Source organism: Caulobacter sp. 1776 (genome assembly GCF_040545685.1).
Taxonomy (GTDB): domain Bacteria; phylum Pseudomonadota; class Alphaproteobacteria; order Caulobacterales; family Caulobacteraceae; genus Caulobacter.
The window spans coordinates 365,652-380,324 of the sequence record NZ_JBEPMI010000006.1 but is presented as its reverse complement, the minus strand read 5'-3'; the positions used below and the strand labels follow the sequence as shown (position 1 = coordinate 380,324).

The following is a 14,673-nucleotide window of genomic DNA, read 5'->3' as shown; positions in this document are numbered from 1 at the left end:
GTTAAGCATGACCGGCGTGGGGCAAATGCAGCGTATTCTGGTCGCCGAGGACGATCCTGTCCTCTCCATGATCTACGAAATTACCCTGACCGAGGCCGGTTTCGACGTCCTGCTGTGCCAGGATGGCCAGGAAGCCTTCGAGGCGCTCGACCGCTTCGCTCCGGACCTGGTGATCACCGACCATTCGATGCCGCGCATGAGCGGCGGCGAGCTGGTCAGCGCGGTGCGCAAGGCGCGGCCGGGCGCGGTCACCCTGATGGCCTCCGCCTGCGACGCCCGGCTTCTGAAGGCCGACCAGCACGCCGACGCGCGCTTGGAGAAGCCGATCACCCCCGGTCGCCTGCTGCGGACGGTCCGCGAACTGGAAGCCGCCCACATCGCGGCCTGAGCCTTTATCGAATCCTAGGCGATGATGTCCGGGGTCAGCAGGTCTTCCAGCCGGCCGATCTCGTCCTTCAGGGCTAGCTTCTTCCGCTTCAGGCGGGCGATCTGCAGCATGTCGGGCTGATAGCGCTGCTCCAGCGCCTGGATGGCGTCGTCGAGATCCTTGTGATCCTCGCGCAGGACGCCGAGGCGACGTTCGATCGAAATGTCGGCGTCTTCCGACGGATCATCGTCGTTCATGGACTTGGTCTCAGGTGGGCCCCGATAAGGGAGATAGATAGCAAAGGCTGACGACCGGTAAAGGCGCTCACCCGAAAGGCTTTTCAAGAGCGGACGCCAGCTTTTCCAGCGCCGCGCGGCGCGGCGGGTCGCCCGAGGCCGCGGCGGCGGCCACCAGGCCGTCCAGCACGGAAACCGTCGCGCCAGAAGGCGCCGACAGAGCCTCCAGGCTCTCCATCAGCAGGCGCTCGCCCCGCAGTTCCACAGCCTTGATGGCGTCGCGCAGCGCCTCCTTCGCGGCGTCGTCGACCGGCGGACGCGGGGCTTTAAGCGCCCGGCGCACGCCGCGCAGGGGGGCGCCGATCTCAGCGTCCCATCGGCGCATCAACCCGGCCGCGTCCTTGAGGTCGGCCGAACGCCCCTCCCGCGCCATCCAGGCCGCCCACAGCAGGTAGGGCACGTTCTGGCCGTGAGCATCCTGCAGATGCAGGCAGGCCGCCGCGACAGGTTGCCGCGCATAGACCTCCAAAGCCCAGTCCCACAGCCCCATCGGCGTTAACCCTCTCCCTTGCCCGCGAGGGTCGCGAGGTCCTCGCCCCAGCGCTTCACGGGGCGCCAGGACAGGTCGAACAGGTCCAGGGCCCGGCCCACCGACTGGTCGACCATCTCGGCGATCGAAGCGGGCTTGGCGTAGAAGGCCGGCAGCGGCGGGGCGATCACCGCGCCCATCTCGGCCAGCTTGGTCAGGGTGCGCAGGTGACCCAGGTGCAGCGGCGTCTCGCGCACCATCAGCACCAGCGAGCGGCGCTCCTTCAAGGTCACGTCGGCGGCGCGGCTGAGCAGGGTGGACGTCACGCCGGTGGCGATTTCGCTCATCGTGCGCACCGAACAGGGCGCGATGATCATGCCCAGGGTGCGGAACGAGCCCGAGGCGATCGCCGCGCCGACATCGGCCGCGCGATGCACGACGTCGGCCTTGGCGTTGACGTCGGCGACCGACAAGTCCGCCTCCTGGGCGAGCGTCAATGCCGCCGATTTGGACAGGACGAGATGACTTTCGACGCCCAGCTCGCGCAGGGCGTCCAGCGTCCGCAGCCCATAGACCACGCCTGAGGCGCCGGTGATCCCGACCACCAGCCTTTGGCGATCAATGGTCTTCGAGGCCTCGGTCATGGTGAATTTTCGTCCGTCTTGGGAGCAAACTCGGCCACGTCAAGCGGGACCGATTGCAATCATATGTGATCTGACACCGCCGCGCAGCGGGTGTTCACTTTCTTCTCCAACAGCAAGGAGCCGAGAGCCATGGCCATCGAATCCCGTATCCGCGAGCTTGGGTCCCGACACGAGACTCTCGACCGCAAGATCCAGGAGGAGACCAGTCGACCCGGTAGCGACGGTACGATGCTTAGGGAGCTTAAGCGGCAAAAGCTTCGGCTGAAGGAGGAGATCGAGGGCCTGAGGGCGCGACTTCACTAGCTGCTGAAAAGCAGCCGAAAAACGAGAGGCCCCGCTCCGGCAAGGAGCGGGGCCTTTGCTTTTCCAGCGCGGGAAGCGCGAGGACTAGTCCTCGTCTTCCTCGTCGACATAGGCGCCGGCCTTGCCGAACACGTCCTCGGCCTTGAGGTCGCCGCGCTTGGCGCGGAAGTCTTCTTCCTCTTCCTCGACTTCGGGCTCGAACTGGCCGGCTTCCGAGGCGGGGCGCAGGGTCGGATCTTCCGGAACGATACCCTTCTTCAGGTCGTCCTTGGCCTTCTTCTCGGCGGCCTTCTTGACCAGGGCGTCCAGCTCCAGCTGGCCGACCAGGCCCAGGGTCACCGGATCGATCGGCTTGATGTTGGCCGCGTTCCAGTGCGTGCGGGCGCGGACCTGCTCGATGGTGGCCTTGGTGGTGCCGAGGATCTTCGAGATCTGGGCGTCGGTCACTTCGGGGTGGTGGCGCAGGAACCAGGCGATGGCGTCCGGACGGTCCTGACGACGCGACACCGGCGTGTAGCGCGGGGCCTTCTTCTGCGGCTTCAGCAGCTCGGCGTGACGGCTGACCAGGGCCTTCATGCGGTAGTCGGGATTGGCCTGGGCGCGGTCCAGCTCCTCGCGGTTCAGCTGGCCGTTGCCGATCGGATCGGCGCCGCGGATGTCGCGCGCCACTTCGCCGTCGGCGATGCCGCGCACTTCCAGCGGGTGCAGGCCGCAGAAATCGGCGATCTGTTCGAAGCTCAGCGAGGTGTTGTCCACCAACCAGACGGCGGTCGCCTTGGGCATCAGGATGTCGGACATGCGGTCCTCCAGAAATGACGGCGCCCGGCCTTTCGGCCGGGCGGGATGTTGATCAACGCTATAATCCCGTTCTCGTGAAAAGGGAACGGGGGCCGTGCGGTTCCTGCCGCTTCTATTGAGCGACCAGAGACTTCAGGACGTCGGCGTCCTGCGGCGCGGCGCTCTTGATGTCATTGTCGAAGTAACCGTAGGTGTCGCGTCCCGCCGCGCGCTGGTCGGCGATCCACGCGGCCCAGGCTTCCAGGTCCTTCTTCGGATAGCGTCCGTGATAGTGGCCGCCCGGTCCATGCCCCCGGACATAGGCGAAGTCGGCGGTGACCAGCCACGGCGACGGCGCGTCGTGGTGATCCGAGATGCAGAAGGCCACGCCGTGATCGCGCAGGATCGAATAGACCGCCTCCTCGTACCAGCTGGCATGGCGGAACTCGACCGTGACCCGCTGGCCCTTCGGCAGCCACGACAGGAACCACTTCAGCCGCTCGTCGTCCCGATGCAGCATCGGCGGCAGCTGCACCAGGGCGGGCCCCCGATGTTCGCCGAGCGGCGCCATCCGGCCGAACACCAGGTCGACGCTGTCCTGGCAGTCCTTCAGCTTCTTGTTGTGGGTGATGTAGCGCGAGACCTTCCAAGCGAAGACGAACCCCGCCGGCGCCTGCTCGGCCCAGCCCTTCACGGCGTTCTCGGACGGCAGGCGATAGAAGCTGCCGTTGATCTCGGTCGTGTCGAACCGGGTGGCGTAGTAGGCGAAGCGATCCTTCAGCTTCACCGTCTCGGGATAGAACGGCCCCCGCCAATCGTCATAGGTCCACCCCGAACAGCCGATCCGGATCTCGCTCATGCGGAGCGGAACGCGGGTGGGTGGGGCGAGGTTCGCCGGGTACGCGATTTGAGGACAGCACGCGCTAAAAGCGAAAAATCATCAGTTCACAATTATGAAAGGTTGCGCTTAGCTCTGCCTGTCGGCGAGGGGCCGACGGGGGGAAATCCATGAAGACGCTTATGACCGCGGCCTGCGCCTCGGCGCTGCTGCTCGTATGCGCGCCGGCGTTCGCTCAGACGACGGTGCAGGTTCCGGAGGGGACCGAGATGTCCATCCGCTTCGATGACAGCCTGTCCTCGGAGACAAGTCACGAAGGCGACCGCTTTTCGATCAGCCTGGCCGAGGATGTCACGCTGGCCGATGGCACCGTCCTGCCCGCCGGTCTGCGCGGCGCGGGCGAAGTCACCCACGCCAAGAAGAAGGGCATGATGGGCAAGCCCGGCGAACTGAACGTGCGCTTCGACTACCTGAAGGCAGGTTCCTCCCGGATCCGCCTACGCGGTCAAAAGGGCACCGAGGGCAGCGCGCGCTATGGCACGACGATCACCCTCACGGTGCTGTTCGGCCCGCTAGGCCTGATCAAGCATGGCAAGGATGTCGAGATCAAAGCCGGGCAGCGCCTGACGGCCTTCACCGATCAGGACGCCGCGATCACCACGCCGATCGGCGCTCCGGGCGCGGCGACCGGCGCGGCCCCGACGGCGCCAACTGCCGCGGCCGCCGGAACCAGCAACTAGACACTCATCACCACCTTGCCCACGTGCTCTCCGGCTTCGAGGTGCGCGTGGGCCGTGGCGGCGTCGGCCAATGGGAAGGTCGCGTCGATCAGCGGCTTGACCTTACCCGCCGCCACCCACGGCCAGACCACGCGCTCGACCTCGGCGGCCAAGCGGGCCTTTTCGTCGGCCGAGCGGGGACGCAGGGTCGAGCCGGTGATCACCGCCCGTTTCTGCATGACCTTCATGACCGGGACCTCCAGCACCGCCCCGCCCAGGCTGGCGATGTAGACGATGCGGCCGCCGGTGTTCAGCGCGTCGAGGTTCTTCTCGAAATAGCTGGCCCCGACCATGTCGAGGATCACGTCGGCGCCGCCGGCGGCCTTGACCACCTCTGCGAAGTCCTCGGCCTTTGTGTCGATGGCGATGTCGGCGCCGAGCGCCAGGGCCTTGGCCTTCTTGTCGGGGCCGCGCCCGGTGGCGATGACCTTGGCGCCAGCCGCCTTGGCCATGGCGATCGCCGTTGTTCCGATTCCGGACGTTCCGCCGTGAACCAGCAGCGTCTCGCCGGCCTTCAGGGCGCCGTGCTCGAATACATTGGCGAAGACGGTGAAGACCGTCTCGGGCAGGGCCGCGGCCTCGACCGGACCCAGCCCGCCGGGGATCGGCAAGGCGTGGCGGGCGTCGACGACGGCGTATTCGGCGTAGCCCCCGCCGCCCAGCAGCGCGCAGACCTTGTCGCCGATCTTCCAACGCCCCGCGCCCTCTCCCAAAGTCACGACTTCACCCGCCACTTCCAGGCCCAGGGTCGCCGGCGCGCCAGGCGGCGGCGGGTAGTAGCCCAGGCGCTGCAGCAGGTCGGGACGGTTCACCCCGGCCGCCGCCACCTTGATCAGGATCTCGCCGGGTCCCGGGGCGGGACGCTCTAGCTGGACCGGTTTCAGGGCCTCGGCGGGCCCCTTGCCGCCCTCGATCGCGATCGCGGTCATCGTTTGGGTCATGGGCCGGGTTTCCTCGTCACGCTTGCCTTGAGGCCTAGGTAGGCGTCAGATATCGGACAGAAAAGGGAGAATGCCTATGTTGGAAGAGCCTGCGGAACCCCGCGCCTTCAGCGGACGTGCATTGAACGAGACGACCCACGAGGACCTCGAAGTCTATGGCGTCGCCGAGCTGGAGGAGCGGATCGAGGCCCTGCAGGCCGAAATCGAGCGCACCAAAGCCTTTCTGGCCAAGAAGAAAGCCGGCCGTGACGCGGCCAATGCGCTGTTTGGTCGCCTCGACTAAGGGTTCTTTTAAGGTTTCGGTGAGGTTACTGGCGTCTTAAGCGTTCATCCGCTTTCGGACGTCTCTAGTATCGGGTCGGTTCGAAGGGGGTGGGTCGCAACGGGACGGCGCGGTCTGGCACGGGGGTTGCAGTCCCCATCGTCAGGCGAGACGTCCTCGCGGCCTTTCGAGGGGCATTGAGTAGTTATGACCGAACTGAACGCGTTCGCGGACACGCCTTGGCGCGCTGGAGTGATCCAGGACTTCGCGCGATCGGAACTGTTCGACCGTACGTTCGAGGAAGGCATGCAGCTGGTCGAGGAGACCGCCGCGTATCTCGATGGCGCCGGCCGGCATGACAGCAAGATCCTCTCGCGCAACGCGGCCCTGGCCTACGCCACCGAAAGCATGCGGCTGACCACCCGCCTGATGCAGGTCGCCTCCTGGCTCCTGGTCCAGCGCGCCGTGCGCGAGGGCGAGATGCCGCCGGAAGCCGCCTGCGCCGAATCCTATCGTCTAGGCGAGGAAGCCGCCGGCGAGACCCCGGCCATCGAGGAACTTCCCTTCGGCCTGACCAACCTTTTGACGCGCTCCGAGCGCCTCTACGAGCGGGTCCGCCACCTGGACCGCCGCATGTACGTGGAATCGCCGAACGAAGAGGCCCCTCGCCCGGTGCAGGCCCACTTCGACCGCCTGACGGCGGCGTTCGGGGGCTGAGGCCTCTCCGGCGCTACTTCCCGTAGCGCATCCGGGCCAAGGCCGAGACCACCTCGCTGGCCAGGTCCATCGGCTTTAGACCCGCCTTCCACTTTTCGAAGGCCATGACGTTGTCGATGCGCGCGTCCAGGTGCGACAGCGCCGAGGCGCGGCCCGAGGCCATGTCGACGGCCAGGGTCGAGACCAGAATCCCCGACAGGATCGCCCGCTTGGAATAATGGTTCTCGTCGGTCGCCGTATCGCCCGCCCAGCGCCAGAGGACGTCGGCCGATTCCCAGGTCAGCCGCACGGCCAGGGCCAGATTGGTCGGAAAAGCCAGGAAGGCGGCCAGCGGGCGCAGCACGTCGGCATGCTCCTGGGCCGCGTCCAGCCGGGCGACGACGCCTTCGCGAATCCGCTGGCGAATCTTCAGGGCCGCGACATCGAACGCCTTGAGACGATCAAGCGCCGCCGCGTCATGGCGTCGCGACAACAGGGCGGCCAGATCGCGCGCGCCTTCGGGCAGCAGCAGCTGGCCCTCGGCCTCGGAAAGCCCCGCCGCGGCCAGGGCGCGCGAGACGAGTCCGGCGTTCCAGCCGGCTTTCGGCGCGAGGCGCAGGGCCTCGTCCAGCACGCGCTGCTCGGCCGTATCGGCCCACGATGACCCCGGTTTATCCGAAGCTTGGCTGGAGGGTTCGGCGGTTTCGCTCATGAATCCGAGTCTACACCGTGGTTTAGGCCGCGTCGCGCATGGACAGAGCGCCTCGCCTCTGCTATCAGCCCCGCCTCATCGCCTGGGAGAACCCCTCTCAGGTTACCCGGTTTTGTTCGCCCGCCCGGCCCCTCAAGAGGGACTTGGGAATATTGGTCGGGCTGTCGAATGGAGAGATACCCCTGGTCCAGATTTTCGTCCGCGACAACAACGTCGATCAGGCGCTGAAGGCCCTGAAGAAGAAGATGCAACGCGAAGGCTCGTTCCGCGAAATGAAGCGGCACGTGCACTATGAAAAGCCGTCGGAAAAGCGCGCGCGCCAAAAGGCCGAAGCCGTCCGTCGCGCTCGCAAGCTGGCCCGCAAGCGCGCCCAGCGCGAAGGCCTGCTGCCGATGCCGAAGAAGGTCGCCCGCTAGGGTCCGACCTCTTCACATCGCTGAAGATTCCGAAGGCCGCGCGGCGATCCGCGCGGCCTTCGTCGTTTCGGGATCAGCCCGCCTCCTTGCGCGCGATGCGCCTCAGCAGGGTCCGCAGATCCACCTTGCCCGTCGCCAGCGCGCCCACGTGGAAGGCCCGGGTCGAGAAGGCGATGATCGCCGCCGTGGTCGCGATCATCAGCACCGTCGTCCCGATCACCTGGACCGCCGGCGGGTCGCCGGCGATGCGCACCGGCATCAGGAACGGCGTGAAGGGCGGGAACCAGGACAGGGCGCCCAGGATCGGCGCGTCGGGCGAGCGCAGGGCCTGGGTCATGAAGACCAGCGGGATGGTCATCACGATCATGATCGGCCCCAGCAGGGTCTGGGCGTCGCGCTGACTTTCGCAGAAGGCCCCGACACCGGCGAACAGCGCCGCGTACATCAGGTAGCCGACGACCAGATAGACGCCGAAATAGAAGACGAGGCCCTTGCCCAGCAGCACGGCGACCAGGTCGCCGGCCAGGCCGGGCGCGAAATTGACCAGGGCGAACGCAGCCCCCAGGGCCCAGACGCCCAGTACGGTCAGGGTCAGGCCCGCCACGCCCAGGATCTTGCCGCCCATGATCTCGGGCGCCGAGGCCGAGGACAGCAGCACCTCGAGGATCTTGCTCGACTTCTCCTCGATCACGCTGTTGAGCAGGATGCTGGCCCCGGTCATGGCCATAGACCACAGCAGGAAGCCCGCCATCAGCCCCACGAAGGTCGGCAGACGATCGCGCAGACCGACCTTCTCGCCCGAGGCGGCCTTGGGCGACAGGCTGTTGAAGGCGGGCTTGAGGTCGTCGGCGGCCTTCAGGGTCTGGGGCGAGACCCCGGCGCGGGTCAGGGCCCGCTCGCGCATCAGGTCGACCACGGCGGTCCGCAGGTCGTTCTCCAGCACCGGCGCGCCGAGGTTGCGGCTCCACAGGTCCATGGTGATCGCATCGTCGCGGCCGCTGAGAATCAGCACCGAATCGAGCCGCTTGGCGGCGACCTCGCGGCGGGCGACGAGGCCGGCTTCACGCGCGGTTTTGGCTGTCTGGGCCTCGATCGGCGCGGGCAGGACGATGACCTTGGCCTTGGGGGCGTTGAAGCGGGCGGCGGCGGCCGGGTTGTAGCGGGCCAGGACCTCGCGACCGGCCGCCTCGCCGCCCCGGGCCTGAGCCTTGCTGACCGCCTCCTGGGCCTTGGGGCCCGCCGACGACAGCGCCGCCGAGCGCAGGGCGCGGGCCGTGGCGCGGCTCTGATCCTCGACCAGTGACCTGGCGACGGCGGGACCCAAGGCCTGGCCGGTCAGGTCGACGATGGCCAGCCGCTCGGGCTGGGCCGACTTGGACATCAGCAGCGGGGCCGAGGCGCTGATGGCGATCGCCAGCGGCAGGGCGACGATCGACAGCCAGAAGCCGACGGTGCGGACATAGGCCAGGTATTCCCGGCGGGCGATCTTCAGCAGCCGGCTCATGCCTGGCCTCCCGTCAGGACGATGAAGGCGTCGTGCAGGCTGGGCTCCTTGAGCTCGAACCGGCGCAGGGCCAGGTCGCGGGCGAAGGCGGCCTTCAGGGCGTCCTGACCCGTGCCCATTTCCGGCAACACCGCCACGTGCCGCCAGTCGGCGTCCGGCAAGGCCTCCGAGGTGATCGCGCCCAGGCCCGGCAAGGCCGCGACCTCGTCGGCCGTCAGCCGGCCTTCCAGCACCAGAGCCCGGGGCGCGGCGCAGCGGGCGGCGGCGACGTCGCCGTCGAACACCTTGCGACCCCGCGCCATCAGAACGACCTTGTCGCAGAGACGCTCGGCGTGCTGCATCACGTGGGTCGAGAACAGCACCGTCGCCCCGCGCGCGGCGATCTCGCGGATCATGCCTTCGAGGGCTTGCTGATTGACGGGGTCGAGGCCCGAGAACGGCTCGTCCAGCACCACCAGCTCGGGCTCGTGGGCCAGGGCCGAGATCAGCTGGACCTTCTGGGCCATGCCCTTGGAGAGGTCCTTGATCGGCCGTTTCATGGCGTAGCCCAGGCCTTGGGCCTCCAGCATCGCCTTGGCCCGCTTGCGCCCCTCGGCCTCGGGCACGCCCTTCAGCCCCGCGAAGAAGGCGATGGCGTCGATCGGGGTCATCCGCTTGTAGAGGCCGCGCTCCTCGGGCAGAAAGCCGATCCGCTCGCGAACCTTCTGCGCGTCGCTCTGGCCCAACACCGTGATCCGCCCGGCCGTGGCCGGCAACAGACCCAGGATCATGCGGATCGTCGAGGTCTTGCCCGCGCCGTTCGGGCCCAGGAACCCGGTGATCCGGCCGGCGGGGACCTCGAAACTGACGTCCCGGACGGCGTGGAAGTCGTCATAGGTCTTGCTGACGCCCTCCAGGCTGACGGCGCTGACCATGATCCCGACCTCCCGAATCGGACTGATCTCTCGGTTGTATCAGCCCTTTTCGCGAGCGTCGGCCACGAAGGCGACGGCCCGGACGATGTGGTCGGCGAAGCGCCGGCCGATCAGCAGGGTGTGGGTGGCGGCCTCCACATGGTCGACCAGGCCGTGCCGCGACTGACGCGCCGGCGCGGCCTGCATCGCCTTGCGCAGCTCGCGGCCGGCCACGGGCCCGGCCGTCACGACGGCGACCGGCCACTTGGGATCGAATGGCGGCGCGGCGGCGGCCTGGGCCGAGGCCTGCGGCCACAGGATGACCTCCTCGGCGGCCGTACGGTTGTGGCGGCCGTTGGCGAAGGCCCAGCCCTTCTCGGCCTTGGCGGCCGGCGGCAGGTCGATCTTGTCGCCCAGGCGCGTATGGACCAGCGGCTTGTAGAGCCCAAGCGAGGCCCCCCGCGCGGCCCATTTCGAAGCGCTGGCGAAGGTCTTGATGAAGCCCTGCATCTGCGGGTTCTGGGCGGCCTCGGGCGTGGCGGCGTCGACCAGGACGATGCCGGCCACCTTGTCCGGATTGCGCCCGGCGTATTCGCGCAGGCGCAGGCCGGCCATCGAGTGGCCGACCAGGATGTAGGGACCCGGCTCGCCCGAGGCGGCGACCAGCTTCTCGAAGTCGGTGACGATGGCGATGCCGTCGCGGGGGCTGGGACCGTTCGGCGAATAGCCCATGCCGGCCCGGTCGTAGGCGCACGAGCGCCAGCCGGCGGCGGTAAGAGCCTCCTGCGCACCGCCCCAGTCGGCGGCGAAGCCGAAGGCGCCGGCTTCCAGCCAGACGACGGGCCGCTCGCTCTTGGGGCCCTCGCAGACCAGTCGCAGCTTTCGCCCCGGCTCGATCTCGACCATCTGCCCGCGGGGCTTGGGCGCTCCGGCGGCGCTCATCAGTCCGCCGACGGCGATGTAGGAAACAAGCAGGAGCGCGAAGCCCGCGACGCCACGGCCGAGAAACTGGATCATGGCGTTCAATGTAGTAACGCTTTGTGACGCGTCGAGACGCGTTACGCCGAGACCGGAGCTTTAAATGGCGGCTCCGGCCGAAGCGACCGTCGGCTGCGCCTTCGGCGCCTGAATCGCGACGACCGGGATCGTGGCGCGGACGCGGCCGTTCTTCAGGCGCGCGACGGTGATCCCGCTCTTGGTCGCCTCGGCCTTGGTCACGCCCGGCGGCCACTTCGAAACGGTGGCCACGTGGATCTTGCGCGAGACCTTGCCGGCCGCCTTCAGCGGCAGGTCGTTGGCCTCGGCGAAGCTGCGGCCCAGGAAGAAGCTGGGGTTCAGCGGCTTGTCGCCCTTGCGGATCTCGAAGTGCAGGTGCGAGCCGGTCGAGCGGCCCGAATTGCCGACGAAGGCGACGGTCTCGCCACGATGCAGATAGGCGCCGCGCTTCACGCCCGCCGCCGGCTTGGCCAGATGGGCATAGAGCGTGGTGAGGCCGCCCTTGTGCATGACCAGCACATAGCGGCCGTAGGTCGGCGACAGGCCGGTGGTCTTGACCACGCCGTCGGCGGCGACCTTGACCGCCGCGCCGCCCGGGGCGGCGATGTCGACGCCCTGGTGCAGGCGTCCATTCTCTTCCCACGGCAGTTGACGCAGGCCGAACGGCGAGTTGATCACTCGGCCCGGCAGCGGCGCGTCGAATTGGAAGGCCGGCGGCGGCGGGGCCGGCTCGGCCTGTTCCTCGGCGGTCGGCTCGACCTGGACGATGGCGGGGGTCGGGTCGGAAACCGGGGCGATCCGGGACACCCATTCGCCCAGGGCCATGGCGCCGTTCAGGGCGCCGGCCATGGCGGCGACGCCCAGCATCGTGAACAGAGCAACGCGCAGGTGCTGAGGCGGAACAGCCAGGCTCTTGGAGATCAAACCGCTACCTCTTCGACGTTCGGTCAGTCGAGAGGACCGCGCGCAAGCGATCTAGCTCTCACACCGACCTTTCAGGATGGTGAATTGGCGGGGTCTATGAATGTCGCATGGGGCAAAAACAGGGCGCAGCTTAACCATTCATTTACCAAGCGATGAGGCCGCCTCGCCATCCGTCATGTATTCGTCAAACATTACGTGACATTCACATCATTAAACGACCGTCATTCTTTAAATTACACGTCATGAATGAGGCGTAACGGGACTTCGCGAACTCTTGGCTCTACACAGTATTCATCGGCGCACGGAGAAGCGCCCAACCAGAGGGATACTTCAAATGCGCAAGTTCATCATGAGCCTGACCACCGTCGCCAGCCTGAGCCTGGCCGCCGTTCCGATCCTGGGCCTGACCCAAGCCGCCAACGCCGCCGAGCGCGAACAGACCGTCCGTATCGCCTACGGCGACCTGAACCTGGCCAGCCCGTCGCAAGCCAAGATCTTCAAGGCCCGTGTCGAAGCCGCCGGCGAAGACCTCTGCCGCGCCAAGCTGCGCGCCGGGACCCTGGGTAGCTTGCCGCTGCGGGGCTGCGTCGCCGCCGTCCATCGCGAAGTCGAACGCCAGCTGCCGGTCGCCGAGCTCCACAACCTGACGGTCGCCGCGCATAGCAAGACGACCGAGATGGCGGCCAAGTGATCCTGACGAAATCCCACCTCCCCACACCCCGCGACAGAGGCCTCAGGTAAACCCTGGGGCCTTTGTTTTTGGGCGTGCGCACCGGGCTCTAGCGACGGGCGGAGAATGGCCCCTTCCAATCTCCGCTCTCCCCGGCGAAAGCCGGGGTCAGATCGAACCCACGGATCAATTCACCCTCGCTCAAGCGGTCGGCGCGTCAGCCCCAAACGCTTCGGGTGAATCCGGGCCCCGGCTTTCGCCGGGGAGGGCGGGTGTGGGGCCGTTCGCAACGGGCCGACGGCCGCCACGCTGGAGCGCACAAGAAAAAGGCCCCAGCGTTCACCGCGGGGGCCTTTCCTAATTCCAGGTGAAGCAAAGCCCTACAGCGCTTTCACGATGCCCTCGACCATCTTCTTGGCGTCGGCGAACAGCATCATCGTGTTGTCCTTGAAGAACAGCTCGTTCTCGACGCCGGCATAGCCCGACGACATGCCGCGCTTGACGAACAGGACGGTGCGGGCCTTCTCGACGTCCAGGATCGGCATGCCGAAGATGGCGCTGGTCGGGTCGGTCTTGGCGGCCGGGTTGGTGACGTCGTTGGCGCCGATCACGAAGGCCACGTCGGCCGTCGAGAACTCGCTGTTGATGTCCTCCAGTTCGAAGACCTCGTCATAGGGGACATTGGCCTCGGCCAGCAGCACGTTCATGTGGCCCGGCATCCGGCCCGCGACGGGGTGGATGGCGTACTTCACCTCGACGCCCTCCTCCTTCAGCTTGTCGGCCATTTCGCGGAGAGCATGCTGGGCCTGGGAGACGGCCATGCCGTAGCCCGGGACGATGATCACCTTGCTGGCGTTCTTCATGATGAAGGCCGCGTCGTCGGCCGAGCCCTGTTTGACGGGACGGGTCTCGACCTTGCCGCCGGGACCGGCCGCCGCGGCGTCGGCCCCGAAGCCGCCCAGGATCACCGAGACGAACGAGCGGTTCATGCCCTTGCACATGATGTAGGACAGGATCGCGCCCGACGAGCCGACCAGGGCGCCGGTGATGATCAGGGTGGTGTTCTCGAGCGTGAAACCCAGGGCCGCCGCCGCCCAGCCGGAATAGCTGTTCAGCATCGACACCACGACGGGCATGTCCGCGCCGCCGATCGGGATGATCAGGGTGACGCCGATCAGCAGGCTGAGGGCGAAGATGCCCCAGAAGGCCCACAAGGCCTGGCCGCCGCTGGCCACCAGCACCACGACCAGGGCCACGATAGCCAAGGCGATCAGGATGTTCAGCAGATGGCGGGCCGGAAGCAGGATCGGCGCGCCGCCCATGTTGCCGTTCAGCTTGGCGAAGGCGATGACCGAGCCGGTGAAGGTGATGGCGCCGATGGCCAGGCCCAGCGACAGCTCGATCAGGCTCTTCAGTTGCACGCCCGTCCCGTCGGCCGTGGCGATGTGATAGGCGCCGGGCGTGTAGATCGCGGCCACGGCCACCAGGCAGGCGGCCATGCCGACCAGGCTGTGGAAGGCGGCGACCAGCTGCGGCATCGAGGTCATGGCGACCTTGCGGGCGATGATCGCCCCGACCGCGCCCCCGACGGCGACGCCGCCCAGGATCAGGCCCAAGGTCACGATGTCCAGCGCGCCCTGGCTCCACAGGGTGGCCAAGGTGGTCCCAACGGCGATGGCCATGCCGATCATGCCGTTACGGTTGCCCGTCTGGCTGGTCACGGGGCTGGACAGGCCACGCAGCGCGAGGATGAAAAGCACCCCCGAGACGATGTAGAGAATGGCGGCGAGATTGGCGTTCATTGTTTTGGTTCCCCCTGCTCTCGCTTGCTCACTTCTTCTCTTTCTTCTTGTACATCGCCAGCATTCGCTGGGTGACCAAGAAGCCGCCGAAGATGTTGACCGCCGCGAAGGCCGCCGCGATCGCGCCAGCCCCCTTGGAGATCCAGGTCGAGCCGGCGACGGCGCCGCCGGCCAGGTCGGAATTGGCGCCATGGGCGGCGGCGGCCAGCAGGGCGCCGACGATGATCACCGACGAGATGGCGTTGGTCACGGCCATCAGCGGCGTGTGCAGCGCGGGCGTCACGCTCCAGACGACGTAGTAGCCGACGAAGATGGCGAGCACGAAGATCGCCAGACGGAACACGGTGGGGTCGACGGCTTCCATGGGAGCCTCCCTTTCGATGC

The 14,673-nt window shown here is 67.5% G+C and carries 20 protein-coding genes; 7 read left to right on the top strand and 13 right to left on the bottom strand.

Annotation, left to right across the window (positions count from 1 at the left end; all coding sequences use genetic code 11):
• Positions 1-25 precede the first annotated feature (25 nt).
• Complete coding sequence (locus ABIC66_RS18025; RefSeq protein WP_354071786.1) at positions 26-388, top strand: response regulator; 363 nt, start codon at positions 26-28, stop codon at positions 386-388.
• Positions 389-402: 14 nt separating this feature from the next.
• On the opposite strand, the gene ABIC66_RS18020 is transcribed toward ABIC66_RS18025, so the two are convergent.
• The 3 genes from ABIC66_RS18020 to ABIC66_RS18010 all read right to left on the bottom strand — a co-directional run bounded on the left by ABIC66_RS18020 (position 403) and on the right by ABIC66_RS18010 (position 1,776).
• Positions 403-624: a YdcH family protein gene (locus ABIC66_RS18020; protein ID WP_354071784.1), complete on the bottom strand. Its 222-nt coding sequence runs from the start codon at positions 622-624 to the stop codon at positions 403-405.
• A 67-nt stretch (positions 625-691) separates the two neighbouring features.
• Positions 692-1,153 (bottom strand): TIGR02444 family protein, encoded by a 462-nt coding sequence (locus tag ABIC66_RS18015; protein ID WP_354071782.1) that lies wholly within the window; start codon positions 1,151-1,153, stop codon positions 692-694.
• 5 nt (positions 1,154-1,158) lie between these two features.
• The gene (locus ABIC66_RS18010) at positions 1,159-1,776 is read right to left on the bottom strand and encodes a UbiX family flavin prenyltransferase (RefSeq protein ID WP_354071780.1); all 618 of its coding nucleotides are present in this window, start codon (positions 1,774-1,776) and stop codon (positions 1,159-1,161) included.
• Positions 1,777-1,905: 129 nt separating this feature from the next.
• Between ABIC66_RS18010 and ABIC66_RS18005 the strand changes: the two genes are divergently transcribed.
• Positions 1,906-2,079, top strand: coding sequence for a YdcH family protein (locus ABIC66_RS18005; protein WP_223393057.1), 174 nt, complete (start codon positions 1,906-1,908; stop codon positions 2,077-2,079).
• A gap of 84 nt (positions 2,080-2,163) precedes the next feature.
• Here ABIC66_RS18005 and ABIC66_RS18000 read toward each other — a convergent pair whose 3' ends face one another.
• Both ABIC66_RS18000 and ABIC66_RS17995 read right to left on the bottom strand, forming a co-directional pair.
• Positions 2,164-2,877: a DUF1013 domain-containing protein gene (locus tag ABIC66_RS18000; protein WP_354071778.1), complete on the bottom strand. Its 714-nt coding sequence runs from the start codon at positions 2,875-2,877 to the stop codon at positions 2,164-2,166.
• Positions 2,878-2,989: 112 nt separating this feature from the next.
• Entirely contained in the window at positions 2,990-3,715 is a 726-nt protein-coding gene (locus tag ABIC66_RS17995; RefSeq protein ID WP_354071776.1) for a DUF72 domain-containing protein, read from the bottom strand.
• Between the two features lie 149 nt (positions 3,716-3,864).
• Between ABIC66_RS17995 and ABIC66_RS17990 the strand changes: the two genes are divergently transcribed.
• On the top strand, positions 3,865-4,434 hold the full coding sequence (locus ABIC66_RS17990; RefSeq protein ID WP_354071775.1) for a hypothetical protein: 570 nt from the start codon (positions 3,865-3,867) through the stop codon (positions 4,432-4,434).
• Here the strand turns inward: ABIC66_RS17990 and ABIC66_RS17985 are convergent.
• Entirely contained in the window at positions 4,431-5,414 is a 984-nt protein-coding gene (locus tag ABIC66_RS17985) for an NAD(P)H-quinone oxidoreductase (protein ID WP_354071773.1), read from the bottom strand. The genes ABIC66_RS17990 and ABIC66_RS17985 overlap by 4 nt on opposite strands.
• 76 nt (positions 5,415-5,490) lie before the next feature.
• Here ABIC66_RS17985 and ABIC66_RS17980 point away from each other — a divergent pair, with 76 nt between their 5' ends.
• Positions 5,491-5,697 carry a DUF1192 domain-containing protein gene (locus tag ABIC66_RS17980; protein ID WP_354071771.1) on the top strand — a complete coding sequence of 69 codons (207 nt, stop codon included), beginning with the start codon at positions 5,491-5,493 and terminating at the stop codon, positions 5,695-5,697.
• Positions 5,698-5,883: 186 nt separating this feature from the next.
• Positions 5,884-6,393: a protease adaptor protein RcdA gene (gene rcdA / locus ABIC66_RS17975; protein WP_354071769.1), complete on the top strand. Its 510-nt coding sequence runs from the start codon at positions 5,884-5,886 to the stop codon at positions 6,391-6,393.
• Positions 6,394-6,406: 13 nt separating this feature from the next.
• On the opposite strand, the gene ABIC66_RS17970 is transcribed toward rcdA, so the two are convergent.
• Positions 6,407-7,084: a COQ9 family protein gene (locus ABIC66_RS17970; RefSeq protein WP_354071767.1), complete on the bottom strand. Its 678-nt coding sequence runs from the start codon at positions 7,082-7,084 to the stop codon at positions 6,407-6,409.
• 182 nt (positions 7,085-7,266) lie between these two features.
• Between ABIC66_RS17970 and rpsU the strand changes: the two genes are divergently transcribed.
• On the top strand, positions 7,267-7,500 hold the full coding sequence (gene rpsU / locus ABIC66_RS17965; RefSeq protein WP_082009052.1) for a 30S ribosomal protein S21: 234 nt from the start codon (positions 7,267-7,269) through the stop codon (positions 7,498-7,500).
• A 73-nt stretch (positions 7,501-7,573) separates the two neighbouring features.
• Here the strand turns inward: rpsU and ABIC66_RS17960 are convergent, their stop codons facing one another.
• Genes ABIC66_RS17960 through ABIC66_RS17945 form a run of 4 tightly spaced genes read right to left on the bottom strand, consistent with a single transcriptional unit; the run spans position 7,574 to position 11,817 of the window.
• Entirely contained in the window at positions 7,574-9,004 is a 1,431-nt protein-coding gene (locus ABIC66_RS17960; RefSeq protein ID WP_354071765.1) for an ABC transporter permease, read from the bottom strand.
• Entirely contained in the window at positions 9,001-9,918 is a 918-nt protein-coding gene (locus tag ABIC66_RS17955) for an ABC transporter ATP-binding protein (RefSeq protein ID WP_354071763.1), read from the bottom strand. Before ABIC66_RS17955 ends, ABIC66_RS17960 begins: the two co-directional genes overlap by 4 nt.
• A gap of 39 nt (positions 9,919-9,957) precedes the next feature.
• Positions 9,958-10,914 carry an alpha/beta fold hydrolase gene (locus ABIC66_RS17950; RefSeq protein ID WP_354071761.1) on the bottom strand — a complete coding sequence of 319 codons (957 nt, stop codon included), beginning with the start codon at positions 10,912-10,914 and terminating at the stop codon, positions 9,958-9,960.
• Positions 10,915-10,974: 60 nt separating this feature from the next.
• Positions 10,975-11,817 (bottom strand): M23 family metallopeptidase, encoded by an 843-nt coding sequence (locus ABIC66_RS17945; protein WP_354071759.1) that lies wholly within the window; start codon positions 11,815-11,817, stop codon positions 10,975-10,977.
• Between the two features lie 334 nt (positions 11,818-12,151).
• Here ABIC66_RS17945 and ABIC66_RS17940 point away from each other — a divergent pair, with 334 nt between their 5' ends.
• On the top strand, positions 12,152-12,508 hold the full coding sequence (locus ABIC66_RS17940) for a UrcA family protein (RefSeq protein ID WP_354071757.1): 357 nt from the start codon (positions 12,152-12,154) through the stop codon (positions 12,506-12,508).
• A 359-nt stretch (positions 12,509-12,867) separates the two neighbouring features.
• On the opposite strand, the gene ABIC66_RS17935 is transcribed toward ABIC66_RS17940, so the two are convergent.
• Both ABIC66_RS17935 and ABIC66_RS17930 read right to left on the bottom strand, forming a co-directional pair.
• A complete protein-coding gene (locus ABIC66_RS17935; protein ID WP_354071755.1) occupies positions 12,868-14,289 on the bottom strand; it encodes an NAD(P)(+) transhydrogenase (Re/Si-specific) subunit beta in 1,422 nt (473 codons plus the stop codon).
• Positions 14,290-14,317: 28 nt separating this feature from the next.
• Positions 14,318-14,653: a proton-translocating transhydrogenase family protein gene (locus ABIC66_RS17930; protein ID WP_047403586.1), complete on the bottom strand. Its 336-nt coding sequence runs from the start codon at positions 14,651-14,653 to the stop codon at positions 14,318-14,320.
• Between the last annotated feature and the right edge of the window lie 20 nt (positions 14,654-14,673).

Excerpts from the sequence above, each read along its gene's own strand:
- ABIC66_RS18025 (WP_354071786.1), top strand. The coding sequence starts at position 26 with ATGCAGCGTATTCTGGTCGCCGAGGACGATCCTGTCCTCTCCATGATC.
- ABIC66_RS18020 (WP_354071784.1), bottom strand. The coding sequence starts at position 624 with ATGAACGACGATGATCCGTCGGAAGACGCCGACATTTCGATCGAACGT.
- ABIC66_RS18015 (WP_354071782.1), bottom strand. The coding sequence starts at position 1,153 with ATGGGGCTGTGGGACTGGGCTTTGGAGGTCTATGCGCGGCAACCTGTC.
- ABIC66_RS18010 (WP_354071780.1), bottom strand. The coding sequence starts at position 1,776 with ATGACCGAGGCCTCGAAGACCATTGATCGCCAAAGGCTGGTGGTCGGG.
- ABIC66_RS18005 (WP_223393057.1), top strand. The coding sequence starts at position 1,906 with ATGGCCATCGAATCCCGTATCCGCGAGCTTGGGTCCCGACACGAGACT.
- ABIC66_RS18000 (WP_354071778.1), bottom strand. The coding sequence starts at position 2,877 with ATGTCCGACATCCTGATGCCCAAGGCGACCGCCGTCTGGTTGGTGGAC.
- ABIC66_RS17995 (WP_354071776.1), bottom strand. The coding sequence starts at position 3,715 with ATGAGCGAGATCCGGATCGGCTGTTCGGGGTGGACCTATGACGATTGG.
- ABIC66_RS17990 (WP_354071775.1), top strand. The coding sequence starts at position 3,865 with ATGAAGACGCTTATGACCGCGGCCTGCGCCTCGGCGCTGCTGCTCGTA.
- ABIC66_RS17985 (WP_354071773.1), bottom strand. The coding sequence starts at position 5,414 with ATGACCCAAACGATGACCGCGATCGCGATCGAGGGCGGCAAGGGGCCC.
- ABIC66_RS17980 (WP_354071771.1), top strand. The coding sequence starts at position 5,491 with ATGTTGGAAGAGCCTGCGGAACCCCGCGCCTTCAGCGGACGTGCATTG.
- rcdA (WP_354071769.1), top strand. The coding sequence starts at position 5,884 with ATGACCGAACTGAACGCGTTCGCGGACACGCCTTGGCGCGCTGGAGTG.
- ABIC66_RS17970 (WP_354071767.1), bottom strand. The coding sequence starts at position 7,084 with ATGAGCGAAACCGCCGAACCCTCCAGCCAAGCTTCGGATAAACCGGGG.
- ABIC66_RS17960 (WP_354071765.1), bottom strand. The coding sequence starts at position 9,004 with ATGAGCCGGCTGCTGAAGATCGCCCGCCGGGAATACCTGGCCTATGTC.
- ABIC66_RS17955 (WP_354071763.1), bottom strand. The coding sequence starts at position 9,918 with ATGGTCAGCGCCGTCAGCCTGGAGGGCGTCAGCAAGACCTATGACGAC.
- ABIC66_RS17950 (WP_354071761.1), bottom strand. The coding sequence starts at position 10,914 with ATGATCCAGTTTCTCGGCCGTGGCGTCGCGGGCTTCGCGCTCCTGCTT.
- ABIC66_RS17940 (WP_354071757.1), top strand. The coding sequence starts at position 12,152 with ATGCGCAAGTTCATCATGAGCCTGACCACCGTCGCCAGCCTGAGCCTG.
- ABIC66_RS17935 (WP_354071755.1), bottom strand. The coding sequence starts at position 14,289 with ATGAACGCCAATCTCGCCGCCATTCTCTACATCGTCTCGGGGGTGCTT.
- ABIC66_RS17930 (WP_047403586.1), bottom strand. The coding sequence starts at position 14,653 with ATGGAAGCCGTCGACCCCACCGTGTTCCGTCTGGCGATCTTCGTGCTC.